The sequence below is a fragment of the Marinobacter flavimaris genome (genome assembly GCF_045057155.1).
Classification (GTDB): domain Bacteria; phylum Pseudomonadota; class Gammaproteobacteria; order Pseudomonadales; family Oleiphilaceae; genus Marinobacter; species Marinobacter manganoxydans.
In genome coordinates this window covers 4,090,857-4,111,005 of record NZ_CP171359.1, presented here as the reverse complement: position 1 = coordinate 4,111,005, position 20,149 = coordinate 4,090,857, and the positions used below count along the sequence as shown (strand labels likewise).

Here is a 20,149-nt window from a genome sequence, read left to right as displayed (position 1 = left end):
AAACTCAAAATTGACCGTTCTCTTAGTACCGTTCTCTAAATATTGAGGGTGAATGAATGATTCGCAATCTGAAGATACTGTTAATAGTTGTCGGCGCTCTGAGCTTGCAGCAGGCATACGCTGCCGGAGAAGCCGAGGGTGACCAGCACGAAAATGAAGAAGCCGAGCATGCCGGAGAGGAAAACCAGTCCCGCCAGATCCATCTGACGCCGGAGCAGACAGAGTTACTGTCGATTCAGACTGTGGCGGCTGCCAAGGGGCGCGCTGGCGCAATTGTTACGGCACCTGCCGAGATTCAGTATGTGCCGGACCGCGTGGCCGAGGTTGGTCCGCTGCTGGAGGGAAAACTGACAGGGTTGGCGGTTGATCTGGGGGATCGTGTCAATAAGGGGCAGTTACTGGCAACCCTGAACAGTGTGGAGCTGGCCCGGATTCGCTCCCGGTTAATCTCGCTGGAGGCCCGCAAAGAAGCGGCCGAGTCTGACTACAATCGTGAAAGGGAGTTGCAGGGACAGGGTATTTCCAGTGAAGAAGAGTTCCTGGATGCCAAGGCTGCCTTTTTTGAAACAAAAGCGGAGTACGATTCCGTGCGGGAACAACTGGCGGTTTACGGCAGCGAGTCGTCAGGTGACAGTGGGGGGCTGGCGCAATACGCGCTCCGCTCACCCATTGAGGGGCGTGTCGAGCAGATGCATGTTCGTCTGGGGCAAACGCTGAGTCCGTCGGATACGCCTTTCATCGTGGCGGATGCCTCGGTGTTGTGGGCCATTCTTCAGGTGTCCGAATCCGATATTGACCAGATTTCAACGGGAGACGAGGTTCAGATTTCCTCCAGGGATTCAAGTTCTGACCGGTTTCACAGTGGGCAGGTATCCTGGGTGTCGAGCATGCTCGATGAAAAGACCCGCACCATCCCGGTTCGCGTTGTGCTGGAGTCTCCCAGAGGCGACCTTCGCCCGAATACCTATGCCACGGCCAGAATCATGACGGAATCGGAGGCCTCACTGCCGCTGGTTCCGGATGATGCGGTTCAAACCATTGGCGATGACTCCGTTGTGTTTGTTCCGGGCGATGAGAAAGGGGCTTACAAGGCGGTTCCCGTCACGCTTGGCAAGGAGGCAAACGACTGGATCGAGATCAAGTCCGGCATTAGCGCAAACACGGAAGTGGTTTCAGTAGGCGCTTTTGATCTGATGTCGGCCATTACCGCCAGTGGCCGCAGCGCCGCTCACGGACACTAAACCCCGGGGGGAGCATGATCAACGCAATTGTGAATTATGCGCTGAACAATCGTCTGATGACGCTTGTTTTTGCGATCGCCGTGATCGTTGCCGGCGTATTTTCATTTCAAAAACTGCCGGTGGATGCGTTTCCGGACGCGACGCCGACCATGGTTCAGGTGTTTACCACCAGTCCTGGTCTGTCGCCGGTTGATATCGAAACGCTGATTTCCTATCCCGTTGAGATCAGCATGTATGGAATTCCCAAGCTGGAAAAAGTGCAGAGCACGTCGATTTTCGGGTTGTCGCGGGTGACCATCTATTTCGAAGATGGCACCGATATCTACTTCGCCAGGCGGCTGGTAAACGAACGGCTTTCCGAGGCCAAGCGCCAGATTCCCGAAGGGATGGGGCAGCCGGAACTCGGGCCCATAGCGAGCGGTCTTGGGCGCATCCTGATGTATTCCCTGGAAGCTGAGGATAAGGATCAATACAGCCTGCAGGAAATCCGCACGATCCAGGACTGGATTGTCAAGCCCCAGCTCAGAACCGTTCCGGGTGTAACCGGTGTGCTGTCCATCGGCGGCGAGGTAAAACAGTATCAGGTCAATATCGATGCGCAGAAGCTTCAGGCAAGGAACCTGACAGTGTCTGACGTTCGCGGCGCCCTCACCCAGAATAATCGGAACGTCGGCGCCTCTTTCATTACGCGAGGAGGTGAAGAGTATATAGTTCGCGGCTACGGTTGGGTTAATTCAGGTACCGAGGGCATCGAGGACATCCAGAACATCATTGTGTCCAAGAGTGAGGGAGAGTCTCCTATTTATGTCAGGGATGTGGCAGAGGTTAGCCTTGGACCGGCAATTCGCCGCGGCGCGGAGGTGTCCTCGGGCGAGGAGTCCGTGGGCGGCTACGTGATGAAGCTGATCGGAACCAACACCAGTCAGGTACTCGAGGACGTCAACGCAAAAATCGATGATCTGAACAAGTCACTTCCCGAAGGGCTGAAAATAGAGGCTTATTACTCCCAGGCGGAGTTGGTGGGCAAGGCCATAGGCACTGTCGAGAAAGCATTACTTGAGGGCTCGGTTCTGGTGCTGGTGTTCCTCTATCTGTTCCTCGGAAATATACGTTCCACACTGATCGTGGTGGCGACCTTGCCGTTGTCTGTGCTTTTCGCATTCATTGCGATGCGGATTTCGGGCCTGTCCGCCAATCTGATGAGTCTGGGGGGGCTGGCTATCGGCATCGGTATGATGGTGGACGGCGCCGTTGTGATGATAGAGAACATCTTCCGACATCTGGAAGAACGATCAGAGGAAAAGGTCAGTGTTCTGAGGCTTGTAGGTGAATCTGCCCGGGAAGTGGCTCGTCCGATTGTGTTTGCCATTGGCATCATTATTATCGTTTTTCTGCCGCTGTTTACGCTGCAGGGCGTTGAGGGCAAGCTGTTTTCGCCCATGGCCTACACCATCAGTTTTGCGTTGATCGGTGCGCTGTTACTCGCGTTGACGTTGGTGCCGGTTCTGGCCTCGCTGTCATTCAAGATGGGTGGACAACACAAAGAGCCGAAGCTGGTTCTGTTCCTGAACCGGCTATACAAGCCGGTGGTGAATACTGTCGTCAAAGCCCCTAAAATTGTAATGGGCGTGGCCGTCATTGCCTTTGCCGGCAGTCTCCTGCTGTTTCCCTATCTCGGGAGCGAGTTCGTGCCCACGCTCAGGGAAGGCACGTTCCAGATTCGCTCGACACTGCCTCCTGGAGCCAGTCTTGAATCCGCCATCAAGTATGGCAAACGGATTCAGTCCGTTGTCGATGAATTTCCAGAGGTCACCGGCACCTATGCCAGGATCGGTCGTGCCGAGGTGGGCGGTGATCCTGAACCCGTGAACGTTGTCGCGACGCTCGTCAATCTGAAGCCTCTGGATCAGTGGCGAGAAGATGTGAGCTATGAGGACCTTCAGAGCCGGATTGCGGAGTCTTTGGATGAGCGGGTTCCCGGGCTTGCCAACAATCTGTCACAACCGATTCAGCTCAGAACCGACGAACTCCTCTCAGGCGTTCAGGCGCAACTGGTTGCCAGCATTTTCGGCGACGACCTCGACGAGTTGGGCCGGATCGGCAAGGAAGTGGCGGCCCTGGCGAATGATGTGCCGGGGGCAACGGATGTGCGCGCTCAGCAGAGCGCAGGTAAAAAACAGATCGTTATTCGCCCCGACCGTGAAGTGCTGGCGCAGTTTGGCATCAGCATTGATAACCTGATGAGTACGGTCGAAACCGGGATTGGCGGTAAAGGCGCGGGGCTGGTCTTCGACGGTGTCCGGCGATTTGAGATCTTCGCCCGGCTGCAAGAGTCCTATCGCGGGTCCATCGATGAAATCAGAAAGCTTCCCCTCCGGGGTAATAGTGGCGAGCTCATCCCGCTTTCACGGGTGGCCGATGTTGAAATGTACGCTGGCCCCAAGAAAATTTCGCGCTCCAATGCCAGTCGGCGACAGTACGTGCAGATGAACGTACGTGGTCGCGATATGGGCGGTGTTGTTCAGGATTTGCGCAAGCGGATCGAGGAGCAAGTGGACATGCCGCCGGGGTATTTCGTGGAGTTCGGCGGTCAGTTTGAGAACCAGGAAAGGGCCATGGCTCGGCTTGCGATCGTTGTGCCCATTACCCTGGCGCTTATTTTCCTGCTTCTTTTCTCGGCATTCAGTAGTCTGCGCTATGCGGTGCTGATCTTCATGAATGTGCCCTTTGCGATTACCGGTGGCATTGTCGCGCTGTTTGTGACGGGGCTTTACCTCTCTGTGCCCGCTGCCGTGGGATTCATCGCGGTGTTTGGTGTGGCCGTACTTAACGGCGTGGTGATGGTGAGTTACATCAACCAGTTGCGGGACGAAGGCTACGAAGTCATTGAAGCAGTCAAGCTGGGTGCTCAACGCCGTTTGCGGCCGGTTCTGATGACCGCCTCTGTGGCTATTCTGGGGCTGATTCCCCTGCTGCTGGCCGATGGCATTGGCTCTAATGTCCAACGGCCACTGGCAACGGTTGTGGTTGGCGGTCTGATCACTTCAACGCTGCTGACGCTGGTGGTGTTGCCCAGTGTGTACCAGTGGTTTGCATCTGAACGTCGTGACGTTTCAGTCTGATAGTCAGGAGACGGTTTATGTATGAAATAAAAGCGTATGTCAGAGAAGTGATGGCAGAGCATGTGGTTGATGCTCTGGCCAAAGTTAAGGGGGTGGCAAGTATTGCTGTCGTGTCTCTCGGCGAATTTGGTCATCTGGTCGGCGATGAGTCGCCTCTGGAGAAAGTGAAGATGGTCAAGCTGGAAATAGACGTAGCGACCGATGATGTCGCTGGTGAAGTTGTGGAACTCATTGTCAGAACGGGCAGAACCCAGGAAGGGCACCCGGGTGACGGCAAGGTGCTTGTATCCCGCCTGGTTCGGGCTGTTCGTATCGACGATGGTGCGACCGACGAGAGCGCACTTCAACCGGCATCAAACCAGCGCTTTTCCTAGATTGGATGGCGGCATCGTGGCCATGAGTCGCGATGCCGCTTCTCCCCGCCCTTATTGAGGAGCACTTTCAAGTTCCCTGAGCTAATGCCTTCCAAATTCAAGTTCATTTCAACCTTTTCACTTACTATCTCCACCTACCTTGTCATGGGCGTCTCGCCCCCATGAATTGTGGCTAACAACCCCTTCGGGAGAAAGTCGATGAAGGCAAGCAAGCACTCGCCCAGGGCGTTGCTGTGTTCAGTACTATTGTCTATTCCTCTGTTCGGTCAAGCGGAGACTGTGAATTGGACAAATTGGCTCACTGGCCAGATAAGCAAGCATCCGGATGTCATGGCGGCGACAGAGCAGGCGGCAGCCCGGGATGCGGATGCTGAGGCAAGCGAACAACCGCTGTATAACCCGGAGCTGTCTGTTGGAGCAGACAGAAATGGCAGTGACAACAACTTTGTGGCAGGGCTATCACAAACGATCGATTGGTCTGATCAACAGGGTGCGCTAAAGGACAAGGCAAAGCTGATCAGGCTTTCCGCTGAAGCTGATTTGAACGAGGCGGTTTTGGCACAAACGTCCGAGTCGCTGTTTGCGCTTGTCGAGTGGCGCGCGGCGACGCGTGCCGAAGAAATTGCGGAATCCCAGCAACACCGTCTGGATGCCTTGCTGGAGCAGGTTGAGCAACGCCAGCAGGCGGGCGACCTGGGGAGTACCGATGCAGAGTTGCTTTTTTTAAGCCTTTCTCAGCAGCTCAGTGAACTCGCCCAGGCAAAGGCTGCGGTTGATCAGGCGCAAGCCCGGGTCAGAGAGCTTCTGCCGGATTGGCGGCCTCAGGATGGGGGGATCCCCGGGCACATTTGGCCGGCTCTTGCTTCCAGGGTCGATAACGACAATTTGCTGGATCATCCGTCAATTGCTGCTGCCCGCGCGAGGTGGCAGGTGCTGCGGAGCGAAGCCGAGGTGGTCAGTCGCAGAGCGGCGGCATCTCCCACGGTCGGGCTGAGCGGAGGGCGTGATGAGGGTGAGAACCTGGTTGGCCTGACGTTCTCGATCCCTCTGAATGTCCGTAATAACTACCGTGCCGAAATCCAGGCTGCCAACCGACGATCATTAGAGGCCGAGGCTCGGTTTCAGGCACTTTATCGGAAGCAGCAGTATGATCTGGCGGGCGCCCGAGCTGCCTGGAAGCGATACGACACCCAACTCAGCCGATGGACAGAACTCTCCCAGGGGCGTGTACAGCGAAGTGCCGATTTGCTTGAGAAGCAGTGGCAGGTCGGCGACCTCTCCACCTCCGAGTATCTCCAGGCGCTGGGCCAGCGCGCGGAGAGCCTGAAAACCGGTATTGAACTGGAAAAGCTGGCGCAACTGGGTCTGATTGAGCTCTTGAGTCAGTCTGGCGAACTGATCACCCTCTTCCAATACTAGTCTGGAAACTGGATATTCATTATGAAAAAAACTCTGATTTCTGTATTCGCATTGACGTTGCTTACAGCCCCACTTTCTTTTGTACAGGCAGAGGAAGATGCTCATCAGGAAGCCGGTCATGATCATGCTGCCAGTGGCGACGATCATCAGGAAGTCACCGGTGAGGAGGGCGAGTATAAGGAAGATCATGGTGAAGAAGGTGAGCATGAGGAGGAAGGTGATCATGAAGAGGAAGGGGGGCACGGCCACGAAGACGAGAACGGTGGCCATGAAGAAGCGGCCACCGCAAGCATCAATGCCAAACAGAAAGAGCTCGCCGGCATTGAAGTAGCAACCCTCGAGAGCAAGCGCGTTGACTATGAAATCTACGCTCCCGGTGAGCTGCTGACCAACGGCTATACCAGCTATCACGTGTCCCCCCGGGTTGCCTCGGTGGTGTTGAGACGTCACGTGGAATTGGGTGAGCACGTAACCAAGGGCCAGCCGCTGGTAACCCTGTTCAGTGAGACGGTGGCACAGGCGCAGGCGGATTACAGGAAAGCTTTTCCTGAATGGAAGCGAATCAGCGGGCTGGGTCGTTCCGTGGTTGGCGATCAGCGGTTCAATACAGCGAAAGCCAACATTGAAGCAGCAAGGGCGACTCTGCTTGCTTACGGGCTGAACGATGATGACATTGGTGCGTTGAAGGCCAGCGGGGTGGATAGTCTCGGTGAATACATGCTCAGGGCTCGCGTGGATGGTGCAGTACTGACCGATGAGTTTGAGCAAGGACAAAGAGTTGAGGCTGGCCAGCCGCTGGTGACTCTTGCTGATGAGAGTGAGCTTTGGGTAGAAGCCCATCTGCCAGCAAGCTCCGACATTGTTCTAGAGAAGGGCGCGGAAGCCGAAGTCAGGGCAGCGGGTCGTGTGGGCGTGGCAACGGTGTCCCAGGAAGCCCACACCATTGATCCTGTGACCCGCACGCGGATTGTCAGGCTGGAGCTGGACAATCCTGAAGATCGTTTTCATCCAGGAATGTTCGCAGATGTGTATTTTCGTTTTAAGACCAGCGAGCCGGTGCTTGCCGTGCCGGAGACTGCATTGATGCGTGGCGCGGACGGCGACTGGACGGTCTATGTGGAAGAGGCCGAAGGCGAGTATGAACCCGTGGAAGTGGAACTGGGCCGCTCAATTGGCGGGCTCCGTGAGGTTTCCGGCCTGGCTGCGGGCCAACGAGTCGTTTTGCGGGGCGCATTTTTTGTGGCCTCTGAGATTGCCAAAGGCGGCTTTGATCCGCACAACCACTGATTCCGGGAGCCATTATGTTCAACCGAGTAGTCGATTGGGCGGTTCAGAACCGCCTGTTGGTTCTTATTGCGCTTGCAGTGCTTATCGCCACGGCCGCGTTTCAGATACCAAAACTGAATCTTGATGCTTTCCCCGACGTTACAAACGTCCAGGTCGCTGTTAATACAGAGGCGCCCGGACTTGCGGCTGAGGAAGTCGAGCAGCTGATCACCTATCCCATTGAAGCGGTGATGTATGCGTTGCCGGATGTTGAGGAGGTTCGGTCCATCTCCAAAACCGGGTTGTCCGGTGTCACCGTGGTCTTTAAAGAGGGCACGGATATCTATTTCGCGCGCCAACTGGTTTTCGAGCGGTTGCAGGCCGCGCGGGAGCTGATTCCGGACGGGGTCGGGGTGCCTGAAATGGGGCCGAATACGTCCGGTCTTGGCCAGGTCTACCAGTACTTGCTGATAGCGGACCCGGATTCGGGGTACGACGCAATGGAATTGCGCAGCTTGCACGACTGGCTGGTCAAACTGTTGCTGATACCGGCTGAAGGGGTTACGGAAATCCTGTCGTTTGGCGGAGAGGTCCGCCAGTACCAGGTTAACCTGAACCCGGCGCGAATGCTGTCCTATGACTTATCACAGAACGATGTCATGGAAGCCCTGGAGAACAACAACTCCAATGTTGGGGGCTGGTATATGGGCCGCGGGCAGGAGCAGTTGGTTATTCGCGGTATGGGCTGGCTGGGTAATGGCGAGCAGGGGCTCGAGCAGATCCGTCAGGTGCCCGTTAAAACCAGTGATGGCATTACAGTGACAGTGAACGATGTCGCCGAGGTAGCGCTGGGCACTGAAATTCGCCAGGGTGCGGTAACCATGACCCGGAAGGATGAAGCCGGTCAGGTTGAACAACTGGGTGAAGTGGTTTCTGGCATTGTACTCAAACGAATGGGGGCCAACACAAAAGCCACCATCGACGGCATCGAGGCCCGCATTGATCGCATAAATCAGGCGCTTCCGAGTGGGGTTCGTTTTGAGCCCTATTACAACCAGGCGGATCTGGTGACCAAGGCCGTAGAGACGGTGACCAATGCGCTTCTGTTGGCTTTTGTGTTTATTGCGATCGTGCTTGCCCTGTTCCTGATGAATCTGCGGGCAACAACGCTGGTGCTGCTTTCAATACCGATTTCCATCGGGATTGCCCTGATGATCATGGCCTGGTTCGGTCTCTCGGCCAACCTGATGTCTCTGGGCGGTATTGCTGTGGCAATCGGCATGCTGGTGGATGGCTCTGTTGTTATGGTCGAGAACATGTTCAAACATCTGACGCATCCGGATGCTGAGCATGACGCCCGTCGGGATGAATTGGTGAAAAACGACCCTGACCCATTGGACGCGTCACACGATGACCATGGCATTGCGCTTCGACTGCAGGAGGCAGGCCGGGAAGTGGCGCGACCAATTTTTTTCGCGACGGCGATTATCCTGGTCGTTTTCATGCCTTTATTCAGCTTTGAAGGTGTGGAAGCCAAGCTGTTCCAGCCAATGGCAATCAGCATCATGCTGGCTATCGTGTCGGCGGTGGTTGTTGCTCTGGTGGTTGTACCCGCGCTGGCGTCATACATGTTCCGTAAGGGTATCCGGGAGCGGGAAAGCTTCATTCTAAAACCCCTGGAAAAGCTCTATCGCATGGGGCTTGCCTGGTCACTGAAGCATAGCCGCGTGGTTGTTGGCGCGGCGGCTGTTCTTGTTGTGCTGGCGGCTCTGGTCGTGCCTCGACTCGGCACTGAGTTTGTCCCTGAGCTGGAAGAGGGAACGATCAACCTCCGGGTTACGCTGGCCCCTTCATCAAGCCTTGATACGGCGCTTGAAGTTGCGCCAAAATTGGAAGCCATGTTGATGGAGTTTCCAGAAGTGACTTACGCTCTCTCCCGGGCTGGCCGAGCAGAAATAGGTGGCGACCCGGAGCCCGTTAACAATATAGAGATCTATATTGGCTTAAAACCAACTTCGGAGTGGACCAGCGCCAGTAATCGCTATGAATTGCAGGCCCTGTTTGAGGAGAAGCTCGAACAGCACCCGGGGCTACTGTTTAACTTTTCTCAGCCTATCGCGACTCGGGTTGATGAATTGTTGTCAGGTGTTCGTGCGCAGTTGGCCATCAAGCTCTTTGGCCCGGATCTCGACGTACTGGCGGAGAAAGGCCAGCAGATTGAAGCGGCGGTCCGAACAGTTCAGGGAACACGAGACGTGGCCATGGAGCAGATTGCTGGTGAAGCGCAGTTGGTGGTTCAGCCTGACCGTCAGGCACTCTCCCGGTACGGACTTGCCGTGTCTGATGTGATGAGTGTCGTCCGGGATGGACTGGGTGGTGCCGCCGCGGGCCAGATCATCAACGGAAATGAGCGGTACGATATCTATGTGCGTCTGGCCAAACGTTTCCGGGAAGACCGGGATGCCATTGCCGATTTCAGGTTACAGGCGCCGTCCGGAGCCTGGGTGAGACTCGGTGATGTGGCCGATGTATCTATTGAGTCCGGCCCGCCTCAGGTGCGCCGCGATGACGTTCAGCGCCGTGTGGTCATTCAGTCTAATGTGCAGGGTCGTGACATGGGCAGTGTGGTTGCCGATATTCAGGATACCATCGCGTCAGAAGTGAACCTTCCCCCCGGCTATTCGGTGGATATTGGTGGTCAGTTCGAAAACCAGCAGCGAGCTCAGAAACGATTGACCATTGTGGTACCTGTATCTCTGGGGCTGATTGCGCTGTTGCTCTACTTCGCTTTCAGTTCGGTTGGTCAAGCGCTGTTGATTCTGGTCAACGTGCCGCTTGCCGTAATTGGTGGTGTCTTTTCGCTCTGGGTCTCCGGCCAGTATCTTTCAGTGCCCAGTTCCGTTGGATTTATCACACTGTTTGGTGTGGCGGTGCTTAACGGGGTCGTTATGGTCGAAAGCATCAATCAGCGAATACAGGATGGGTTGAACGTGGATGCCGCGGTGTTTGAAGGTGCCGTCTCCCGTTTACGTCCTGTCTTGATGACAGCAATAACCTCGGCGCTCGGCTTGATACCGATGCTGTTGTCGACGGGCGTGGGAGCGGAAATCCAGAAGCCACTGGCCAGCGTGATTGTTGGTGGTCTCGTGACTGCAACTTTCCTGACACTCTTTGTTTTGCCGGTTCTGTTCGGTCGCTTTTCAAGAGCCAAGGTGAGTGATATCCAACGGTAAAAAATGGGAGAAGCCGCGCTGCGTCATCGACGGTTGCCTTTCTGGAGGTTTTCTAATCCGGAAGTGGCAGTAGAATGACAATGCTGGCTCCTCCGTTTTTTGAGGTACCCATGTTCATCTGTCCGAGGTTGTCTTCGACAATCTCGGACACGATGGACAATCCGAGCCCAAAACCGGCGACCGTTTCATCCAGCCTGGTACCCCTGTTCATGACAGTGGCTGCCGCCTCGGGAGAAATTCCGGGGCCATCGTCCGCTACTTCTATGGAGAGTCCTGATGACGTGCGGGCGATTGTAACGTCGACGGTTGTCTGGCACCACTTCCCGCCATTTTCGAGTAAATTGCCAAGTAGCTCTGAAAGATCCTGTCGCTCCATTGGCCAGCTGAAGTTTTCAGGTAAGTTGGTGTGGAGGCGAAAAACCGTGTCAGGGAAGATTTTTTCCATAACGGTGATGACACTTGCCGTGATTTCAACCGGCATGCACGTCCGTCCCATCTGTCTGCCTGATATGTCTGCTTTGCTCATCCGGTATTTCAGGGATTTGTCAAGCTCCCGCAAGTTAGAGGCCATAAACACAACATCCTCCCGGGACGGAGGCAAGGTATCGATATCCGACAAAATGGCAAGATTGGCAGAAATAGAGGTTTTGACCAGGTGAGAGAGATCGGAATTCAGGCGGCGGTGGCGGTCCAGCCGCCGGTTTGACAGCTCGAGCAAATCATTGAGCTGCCGGATCAGCGGACGAAACTCTTCCGGCACGTGAGGGTTCAGACGACTTTGTTTCCCGGATTGGAGCCGTCTCAGGTCCTCTTTTATCCTACTGATGGGCTTTAACGTCAGATGTGTGGTGGTTCCAATCAGTGCCAGCAGTATCGCCAGAAGAACGGCCGAGGCACCGAGCAATGTCAGGTGGGCCTTCAGCGGTCGTTCAGAGAGCGCCCCCTCGGTTTCAAGAACGGTGATTGAGGCCAGCTTTCCAGTAGCAGTGAACGTACGTCTAAGCCCAAAAAGCGTGTTCGCGCCCTGCGCTATGTGAATAAAACCCTCGGGCTTATCCACAACGCCCTGCATTTGGCTCAGGTCAAAGTTGTTGCCCGTCAGGACGCTCCCGCCTGCCGTTTCGATGATGATGGCATGCCCCAGAAGCATTTCAAACTGATGGATCATGTTCCTGAGGTCGTCAGTTGTCGGGGACTCGGCTTCAATGATTGCCTGAAAGTTTTCCAGCTCTTTACTCAGGTGTTGTTTCCTGGACTCGTCCGATAGTTGTTTTATCACGTAGGCATGTGAAAAGAATATCAGGGTGAAATAGACGAGGCTGAAAACAGCCCCATACTGAATGGCTGTTCTTCGGATACTCTTTGGAGCTGGCATATGTTGACCTGGTTCGTTCGGGCGTTCAGCCAGTAGGATCTTTTTCGAAGAGGTAGCCCTGGCCACGCAAAGTCTTGATTTTATTGCCCCCTATTATTTTTCTGAGCCTGGCTATATAGACCTGAACAACATTCCTGGTGGGACATCTTTCAATGTTGTAGAGGGTTTCAACCAGTTCATCCTGTGAAAATACCCTGTCTGGTGAACGCAGGAAACACTGCAAAAGGCGGAATTCAGTGGCTGTCAGTCTGAACTCTTTCTGGTCGGGCGTGGTCAGCGTTCGGTAGCTGGCGTTGAGACGAAATCCGTCGACGCTGATCTGGTCTGTCGTTCTGCCGTCCTTTCTGCGGATAATCGCACTGAGCCGGGCTTTCAGTTCATCAAACTCAAACGGTTTGGGAAGGTAATCGTCGGCACCCGCGTTCAACCCTTCTACTCTCTCAGTCCAGTTGGAGCGTGCGGTCAGAATAAGGATGGCCTCTTTTTTCCCGTTTTTTCTCCATCTTTGCATTAAAGACAGTCCATTTTCATCGGGCAGTCCGATATCGAGAATAACGGCCTGGTAGGAGCTTGTTTCAATCAACGAGTCTGCTTCTTTGCCGGTTTTGGCGACATCGACTGTGTAGTGCGCCTGCGCAAGCCAGTCCGATATTTTTTTGGCAAGTACCGCATTGTCCTCAACAATCAGAATTTTCATTTGTAAGCGCCGTTTTTCGTGGTGGGAAAGTTTCGCCAGTCTGCCATGGATTGTACCAGTAACGGCAACTCCCCAGAAAAACAGCAACCCGTTAAAAATGGGGGGTTACCGGTCGACTTTTCAGTTTGATTTCAGTTGCACCGGGTAGCATCAATAATCGAGTCACGAACTCAAGAAGCTGTATATACATGGTTTTAGGAGCAACCTATGAGCGATAGACATTTCTATGCAGGTATGTCCAGGCGCCGCCTTATCCAAGGAGCTGCCACGATGGGACTTCTTGCCGGTTTCGACAGCTTGTTGCCGGCCTATGCTAGAGGACAACTGGACAACACGAACGCATTTCACACCGTGCGTAATGGCGCTGACATCTACGACCTGACCGTCGCGAGAACACCTCTCAAGATAGGGGGCACAGTCTCGGAACAGCCCATCACCATCAACGGCACTCTGCCAGCGCCTCTGGTGCGCCTCAAACAGGGGCGCGAGGCAATCTTGCGTGTCACCAATACACTACCGGAGGCAACATCCATTCACTGGCACGGTCTGATTCTGCCGTACCAGATGGATGGCGTTCCTGGCGTCAGCTTTCCCGGCATCATGCCCGGCGAAACGTTTGAGTACCGTTTCCCGGTCGAACAGCATGGCACCTACTGGTACCACAGCCACTCTGGCCTTCAGGAACAGCTAGGCCACTATGGGCCGATTATCATTGATCCTGCCGAGCCCGAATCGGTGGCCTATGATCGCGAATACGTTGTGGTTCTATCTGACTGGACCTTTGACTCTCCCGAGGACGTATTCCGCAACCTCAAAGTGTTTGAAGGCTATTACAACTACAACCAGCGCACCGTTGGCGACTTCTTTAAGGATGTCGAAACTATGGGTTGGGATGCCGCGTGGAGCAAAGCCGACATGTGGGGCAGAATGCGAATGAGCCCCCGGGATATCCTGGATGTAACCGGTTCTGAATACACCTACCTGATGAATGGATCGCCTTCCGCCAGCAACTGGACCGGGCTGTTCCGTCCCGGCGAGAAAATTCGCCTGAGATTCATCAACGCCTCGGCGATGACCTACTTTGATGTCCGTATCCCGGGACTTCCGATGACGGTTATTTCCGCTGACGGCCAACCAGTGCAGCCGGTCGAGACCGATGAATTCCGCATTGGCGTGGCCGAAACCTACGACGTTATCGTGGAGCCAACGGACATGGCTCATACCGTGTTTGCACAGGCCCAGGACCGGTCCGGGTTCGTGCGCGGCACACTGGCTACCCGAAAGGGTCTGGAGGCCCAGGTGCCCCCCATGTACCCGCGCACTGAACGGGGCATGGCGGCCATGGGAATGGGCGCCATGGGCAAGAGTGGCGGCCAGGCAATGCACGACGGCATGGACATGGCCCACGGCGACATGGCCGGAGATTCAGGTGGCATGAATATGGACCATGGCCGGATGAACATGGACACCTCGCCTGACAAATCCAGCCTGAGCCCCGTTCCGACCGCGGGGCGCCCGGTATCCCATGGCCCGGACAATCACGGCCCCGGAGCAGCAATGGTGGCTTCCAGCCCCCAGTCACGGCTGGATGAGCCCGGCGTTGGCTTCGAAACCGTGGATCACAGGGTGCTGACCTACTCCCAGTTACGGAGTATTGATGGCTGGCCCGACAAGCGCCCGGCGGAACGGGAAGTGGAGCTCCACCTTACCGGCAATATGGAGCGTTACATGTGGTCGTTTGATGGCAGGAAATTTTCCGAGGTGGATGGCCCGGTCAAATTCTACCATGGTGAACGCCTTCGCCTGATCCTGGTCAACGATTCAATGATGGACCACCCCATTCATTTGCACGGCATGTGGATGGAGCTGGAAACCGGGGCGGGTGAGCATCGACCGCGCAAGCACACGATCTCTGTCAAACCCGGTGAGCGGGTGTCTGCACTGATAACGGCGGACGCACCCGGCGACTGGGCGTTCCACTGCCACCTGCTCTACCACATGGACGCAGGTATGTTTCGTGTCGTGTCGGTCGTTTAACGGGATAGGGGATGATCACTATGATAAATCGCATAAAGCTGGTTGTGGGCGCGTCGGTCTTCACCATTGCCTCCGGGGCCGGTGCCGCGGGTACCGGAGTGCAGGCCGAGCCGGACTGGACACTGCCTGTTCATGACAATGAGATATCTGGCCAGTTACTGTTTGACCGGATGGAATATCAGCGTGATGGCAACAACGAGATCGCGCTCTGGGATGCCCAGGCCTGGGTCGGCACAGACCGCAAGCGGCTCTGGATTGAAACAGAGGGTGAGACTAATCTGGCCACCGAGGGTGGCGACGTCGAAAACTTTGATACTCAGTACAGCTATCGCCTGACCCCCTTCTGGGATATACAGACAGGGCTGGGCGCTCAGGCAACCTTCGGCCCGGGCCAGAACAAAGAGCGTTATTCGGCACTTATCGGCCTGCAGGGCCTTGCTCCCTACTGGTTTGAGGTAGACACAAATCTCCGAGTCACCGACGACGGTGACGTGTCATACGATCTTGAAGCCGAGTACGACTGGCTGCTGACCCAAAGGCTCATTTTGCAGGGCCGCGGCGAAACGCTCGTTGCCTTCAGCGATGTTGAGGAGTGGGGCGTCGGTAGTGGCATCAATAATGTGGGCCTGGGGCTCCGTCTGAGATACCACTTTTCGAGGGAGTTTGCGCCCTACCTGGGTGTTTCTTACACCCGCTTTCTGGGCAACACAGAGGACCTTCGTGAGCGCGAGGGGGAAGACGTCGAGTCCTCCAGCTTCGTGGCGGGCGTCCGGTGGTGGTTTTAGTACGATAATGCCCAGTAGAAAAGGCTGGCCCCTTTGCGTGGGTCAGCTAGTGTCCTCATTTGGAGGATTTCGTCAAAATCATTGCCGACCTTCCGCATGTTCGGCTCAATGACAAACGGCCGGACTAAGGCCCGGCCGTTGTATCAGATCATGAAATTACACGTTGATCAGTAACTGATATTGACCATAGCTACGACCTTATAGGTATCCTCCGGGTCATCTCCGTAGAAGTCTCCCATGAAACCGTAAGAACCGCGGAGGCTGATGTCATACACGCCGGCAAACTTTTTACCAAGCTGAGCAGCGACTTCAGTACCAAGGGTTGAGCCGTTGGCCTGAGCAGCGCTGTCGGGCGCGTCGTCGGCAGCGCGGAAGTATCCTGTGCCGTACTTCAGGTAGTAGTCGTTGGAAAGTTCCTGATCACCCGAGACTATCAGCCCCATCAGACCGTATCCCTGGTAAGCTGCGTCATAAACTGACTTGGCCCCCTGGGAACCATTGTTGTAGTAGTAGTCTGTTCCGAAGATTTGCAGATTGCTGCTATTCAGCTCCCAGCCTGACTGGTTTGCTGCAAAGCGATCGGCACCATTGCTGCTGTCGTCAGCCGGAATATAGATGCCGTGAATCGTGAGAGAACCGCCATTCCAGTGCTTTTTCGCATAAAGGTTCAGCATGTACGTGTCACCATCGGTCGCACTTGAGTCGACCCCGGACGCCTTTTTGTAAAGTACCGAGCCGCTATAGGCGAGATGCTGAGTAGCATAGTCGGCGTAGACGCCGAAATAATTATCCTCCGTTCGAGCCGCCGTGCCATTTAGAGCAGCTTGACTCCTGTTTCTGATCTGAGCTCCGGTAAGGCCGTAGTGGAAAACCTCGCTGGGATGAAGTTCGGCATTCAACATGTAGAAGTCTACGTCGTTCGCAGAATCTCTATTATCATCTCTATTTTTACCGCCATCGCCTTCTTCCCACTTGAACCAGCCACCTGTCAGCGTGGCCATACCGACCTGGCCCGCGAAGGAGATGCCGTTCATATCGTCGTTAGTGACAAAGCTCTCGTACTTACCGAAGCCATACCCCTGGATACCTGCTCGCACCTTCCAGTCGCTGTTCGGCACTTTCAGTTCAGCGTAAGCATTCTTGGTCTCAACGCCAACGCCGTCGGCGCTGAGTTTGCCGCAATTGTCACCCTGGCAGCTTCCCTTCTCACCCCAGGGAGAATCGACCTCACCGTACCAAACCAGGCTCACGTTATCGTTGAGGTCGCCGGTGATCTTTGCACGCAGGCGCTGGTCAACAAAAGCAGTACTGTTATCGTCGGTCGTATCTAGGCTTTCTGAGGTCGCCTGCAGGCGGTAATAACCGTTCACCGTGAAGGGGGAATCGCCTTTCTTGAGCTCTTCCACTTCAGCCGTCAGTTGATTTATTTCAACCTTCAGGTCTTCTACGGTCGGTGACGCACGCCCGACCGGCTCCGCGGCCAACGCCGGTGTTGCTACTAAAGCTATCGCCAGCGGAGCGCTTATTGATTTGAAGATTTTGCTCACCTGAAACTCCTTATTTTAATTTTCATATCGACAACGATTTATTGCCTCAATATGGATGTGCCAGTTAAACGGCACTTAATCTTGACGCACAAAGCTTGTAGTGGTCAACTGAAACGAACCTGAATTTTCAGCTAAATTTCATTTTCCCGATTTTCGTACTGACATCCCCACCCGTCAGACTGTCAGACCTGACGACGCATCAAAGAGGCTATTTCGCCCCCAGCGCCCATTCTTGGAGAGGTGCTATGATTGCTCACTATTGAAAGGCATACTGGGCGCCAAGCATGCAATCCGACCATTTGGCGCATGAAATCGAGATGGCCGCAATGAACCGACGAGTTATCTCCTTGCTGCTGCCGTTGTTTTTGGGTGGACCGGTTCTGGCCATTTCCGAAATATCGGGTGGTCAGGAGGGCGCTGCGATGAAGGGTTGCGATTTCAACTTCGGCTGCCTGAAGTTATTAGATTGGCTGGATAGATTATGCATTGTTCACGTCGACCATCACGTAGAGGCTGGTTCCTGTTTTTTTTAATCTGGTCTGTCAGCTTTTTGCTGCATTTTTTTTGGGAAATGATCCAGGTGCCTTTCTTTACAGGGATGATGGAGGCGTCCCATGGTGCGGTCGTCTGGCTGTGCACGCGGGCGGCAATCGGCGATGCCAATATTGCACTATTTGCCTATGGCGTCGCCGCAGCGGCAACTAAAGATGGCTTTTGGATACAGGGGCGGTGGCGCCGCCATGCTTTAGGAGCGTATTTTGCTACCGGTCTGCTTATAACCATAGTCTTTGAAGCCTGGGCCACAGGCGCAGGCCAGCGCTGGAGCTACAATGATTCTATGCCCCTGTTTCCCTTCCTTGGCACAGGTATCGCCCCTCTCGCGCAGTGGATTATCGTTCCAACAGTCTCGCTCTTTGGTTTGCGTTGGCTCTATAGAGGCTGGCTTGATCTCAGACGTCAGGGCGGTGATTACTCTCGGCAATAAATAATGGGCTTCGGCCATCATGCAAACGGCCCTACAAACACTTGCGCAAATACACCCAAAAGGAGTGTGACAGTCAGCGCTATTATCAGTACGGCTTTCAACCAGATATCAGTTCTAGCCACCACGACATTCCCTTGCCTGTGGCCTTTTTGCTGGGCATCGCCTTTGCCGTCGGCTGGACGCCCTGCATCGGCCCGATACTCGGAGCCATACTGGCGCTCAGTTCCACCCACGCCAACGCAGAAACGGGCATGTTGTACCTAGCGGTGTATTCGCTCGGCCTGGCACTCCCGTTTCTCGGAACCGCGCTGTTCATCGAGCATTTTCGCAAGCGAGTGCGCGGATTCAGCCGCTGGAGCAGGCCGCTAAGGGCACTGGCGGGCCTGGTGCTGATCATCATGGGCATAATGGTGCTAACCGGCCAGATGACCTGGTTCGCCACCTGGATGCTGTCGACCTTTCCCGTGTTGGGAAGGCTTGGCTAGTGTCCCAGGTCGGCTGGAAGCCGGTAGAGCCTTGTTGCGCCTTCCCCGGCCTTACTATCTCCACCTCGGCTTCCTACCGAGAAAAAGAACAGCCCGCCGCTCCCATAGGCCGGCTTCGCCGAGCGGGGTATGGATACCCTGGATCTTCCCAGAACCGATGGCGAGCCCGGGTTTGCGTCCAGCCAGTCGATAGCGACGACATCCCTGGGACCTGCGGCCTCCGCAGGGCTCGGGCGCTGCGCAATACCCACCATGGGGCGCGAAACCCTATCCGCCCCTCCAGTGCCGCCGACAAACGGGTTACCCAGGGACAGGGTTCTTGTCGGACTGAAAATCAGTTCCGGGTTTACCTCAAACCGGATTTCCGAGCTGACAAGAGGGTCCATATCGTAGCTGAGCTGCAATTCCGGGCCATTGCCGGAATACACAGAGGCTTTACCGTCAAACGCACTTACAAAAGCCAGATCGCCGCTGTCTGTCTTGCCCAGAACCCGGGAGCCCAACACCCTGAAACCCGGCGTCAGGGCGCTGAATGTGTCATTGGCGCTTTCCGCCATCTTCTCTTGCCCCGGCATAACCGTGTAAATCTTTGACCCGAAGCCGTGCTCTGCCGTATAGGACTGCCCCAGAATGGTGTCACTCCGCCCATCCAGGTCGGTATCATGCACGCCCATCATCAATGGCGAAAACCCGACCAACATGGCTCGGTCCCCGTCAAGCCTGACAACAGAACCTGACACCCGGTAATCATCCCATTGGTTGACCAGCAGATAAAGCTCACCGGCACTGCTATACCAGTCCATGTAAATGATTCTCTCGCCACGTGGAATATCAACCACGGCGATTTCGCTTACAGAGCCATCGGAGCGCCCCGAAAAAAACCTGATTGTCTGCTTGCCTTCCAGTGCCACGACATAACGCCCCGGGATTTCATGGACCGCAATCGAACCTGCCCGGCCCGGCAACTCAAGAGCAAGCTCGGCCTCCGCCTCTGCCGCAACACGAAAACTCTCTTCCTTTGAGTATGAAGCTGCGCCGATATCAATCATCCCGACCAGCCAGGTTTGGTCATAGGTGACAACTACCCTGCCCTTGCTTATTAACTCGAACGTCAGAGAGGGCTCTGCCTTGCTTTCCTCATTTTCCCAGACCAGGCGTGGAAACATGGATTTCAGTTCTTCTGCCACGGGCCCGCTTTTTTCGGTTGTACTTTTAATTACGGCCGGCAAAGGGCCAAACCTCTCCACAACGGCATTTACACCAGGCATGGGCCCGGACAGCAGCTTGCCAACGAATTCTTCCGGATTAATCCGTAAAATACCGATTACGGACCGGCGGTCACCGACCAAACTGGCATCGCCGTTCTGAACGGGTTTTGCCGTAACGAAAACATCCCCCACCCCCGCGACACTATTGTGCCGGTCTATGTAAACCAGACCTTCGTCCTTGTCGATCCGGCTGATCGCGGAAACAAAAGGATCGAAGCGCTCAGCTGCGAAACAGAGCTGTCCGGTTATTGTAAAAACAATTAAAACGACAAAACGAAAGATCCGGACGCTGGCACAGCTGATTACATTCGTCAT

The 20,149-nt window shown here is 55.2% G+C and carries 13 protein-coding genes and 1 pseudogene; 10 read left to right on the top strand and 4 right to left on the bottom strand.

What is annotated here, in order from left to right; translation table 11 throughout:
• Positions 1 to 56 precede the first annotated feature (56 nt).
• From ACGK9W_RS19170 to ACGK9W_RS19145, 6 genes are all read left to right on the top strand, one after another.
• Positions 57 to 1,241: an efflux RND transporter periplasmic adaptor subunit gene (locus tag ACGK9W_RS19170; protein ID WP_288944189.1), complete on the top strand. Its 1,185-nt coding sequence runs from the start codon at positions 57 to 59 to the stop codon at positions 1,239 to 1,241.
• 14 nt (positions 1,242 to 1,255) lie between these two features.
• Entirely contained in the window at positions 1,256 to 4,363 is a 3,108-nt protein-coding gene (locus ACGK9W_RS19165; protein WP_288944191.1) for an efflux RND transporter permease subunit, read from the top strand.
• A 17-nt stretch (positions 4,364 to 4,380) separates the two neighbouring features.
• Entirely contained in the window at positions 4,381 to 4,737 is a 357-nt protein-coding gene (locus tag ACGK9W_RS19160) for a P-II family nitrogen regulator (protein WP_035561679.1), read from the top strand.
• Between the two features lie 279 nt (positions 4,738 to 5,016).
• On the top strand, positions 5,017 to 6,156 hold the full coding sequence (locus tag ACGK9W_RS19155) for a TolC family protein (protein WP_405418191.1): 1,140 nt from the start codon (positions 5,017 to 5,019) through the stop codon (positions 6,154 to 6,156).
• 21 nt (positions 6,157 to 6,177) lie between these two features.
• Positions 6,178 to 7,443 carry an efflux RND transporter periplasmic adaptor subunit gene (locus ACGK9W_RS19150; protein WP_089674911.1) on the top strand — a complete coding sequence of 422 codons (1,266 nt, stop codon included), beginning with the start codon at positions 6,178 to 6,180 and terminating at the stop codon, positions 7,441 to 7,443.
• A gap of 14 nt (positions 7,444 to 7,457) precedes the next feature.
• Positions 7,458 to 10,655, top strand: a complete 3,198-nt coding sequence (locus tag ACGK9W_RS19145; protein WP_405418187.1) for an efflux RND transporter permease subunit — start codon at positions 7,458 to 7,460, stop codon at positions 10,653 to 10,655.
• Between the two features lie 52 nt (positions 10,656 to 10,707).
• On the opposite strand, the gene ACGK9W_RS19140 is transcribed toward ACGK9W_RS19145, so the two are convergent.
• Together ACGK9W_RS19140 and ACGK9W_RS19135 are read right to left on the bottom strand one after the other, a co-directional pair.
• Positions 10,708 to 12,096, bottom strand: coding sequence for an ATP-binding protein (locus ACGK9W_RS19140; RefSeq protein ID WP_405418184.1), 1,389 nt, complete (start codon positions 12,094 to 12,096; stop codon positions 10,708 to 10,710).
• The gene (locus tag ACGK9W_RS19135) at positions 12,056 to 12,727 is read right to left on the bottom strand and encodes a response regulator transcription factor (RefSeq protein WP_405418181.1); all 672 of its coding nucleotides are present in this window, start codon (positions 12,725 to 12,727) and stop codon (positions 12,056 to 12,058) included. The genes ACGK9W_RS19140 and ACGK9W_RS19135 overlap by 41 nt, the downstream gene beginning before the upstream one ends.
• Before the next feature lie 270 nt (positions 12,728 to 12,997).
• Between ACGK9W_RS19135 and ACGK9W_RS19130 the strand changes: the two genes are divergently transcribed.
• Together ACGK9W_RS19130 and ACGK9W_RS19125 are read left to right on the top strand one after the other, a co-directional pair.
• Positions 12,998 to 14,764 carry a copper resistance system multicopper oxidase gene (locus ACGK9W_RS19130; RefSeq protein ID WP_405418178.1) on the top strand — a complete coding sequence of 589 codons (1,767 nt, stop codon included), beginning with the start codon at positions 12,998 to 13,000 and terminating at the stop codon, positions 14,762 to 14,764.
• A gap of 20 nt (positions 14,765 to 14,784) precedes the next feature.
• Positions 14,785 to 15,549: a copper resistance protein B gene (locus ACGK9W_RS19125; RefSeq protein ID WP_405418175.1), complete on the top strand. Its 765-nt coding sequence runs from the start codon at positions 14,785 to 14,787 to the stop codon at positions 15,547 to 15,549.
• Positions 15,550 to 15,716: 167 nt separating this feature from the next.
• Here the strand turns inward: ACGK9W_RS19125 and ACGK9W_RS19120 are convergent, their stop codons facing one another.
• Positions 15,717 to 17,096: a hypothetical protein gene (locus tag ACGK9W_RS19120; protein ID WP_405418172.1), complete on the bottom strand. Its 1,380-nt coding sequence runs from the start codon at positions 17,094 to 17,096 to the stop codon at positions 15,717 to 15,719.
• A gap of 481 nt (positions 17,097 to 17,577) precedes the next feature.
• Here ACGK9W_RS19120 and ACGK9W_RS19115 point away from each other — a divergent pair, with 481 nt between their 5' ends.
• A complete protein-coding gene (locus tag ACGK9W_RS19115) occupies positions 17,578 to 18,081 on the top strand; it encodes a hypothetical protein (RefSeq protein ID WP_058577644.1) in 504 nt (167 codons plus the stop codon).
• Between the two features lie 143 nt (positions 18,082 to 18,224).
• A pseudogene (locus ACGK9W_RS19110) lies at positions 18,225 to 18,566 on the top strand (cytochrome c biogenesis protein CcdA); the annotation flags it as partial.
• Here the strand turns inward: ACGK9W_RS19110 and ACGK9W_RS19105 are convergent.
• Positions 18,563 to 20,149, bottom strand: a complete 1,587-nt coding sequence (locus ACGK9W_RS19105) for a hypothetical protein (protein WP_008174516.1) — start codon at positions 20,147 to 20,149, stop codon at positions 18,563 to 18,565. The pseudogene ACGK9W_RS19110 and the gene ACGK9W_RS19105 sit on opposite strands and share 4 nt — an antisense overlap.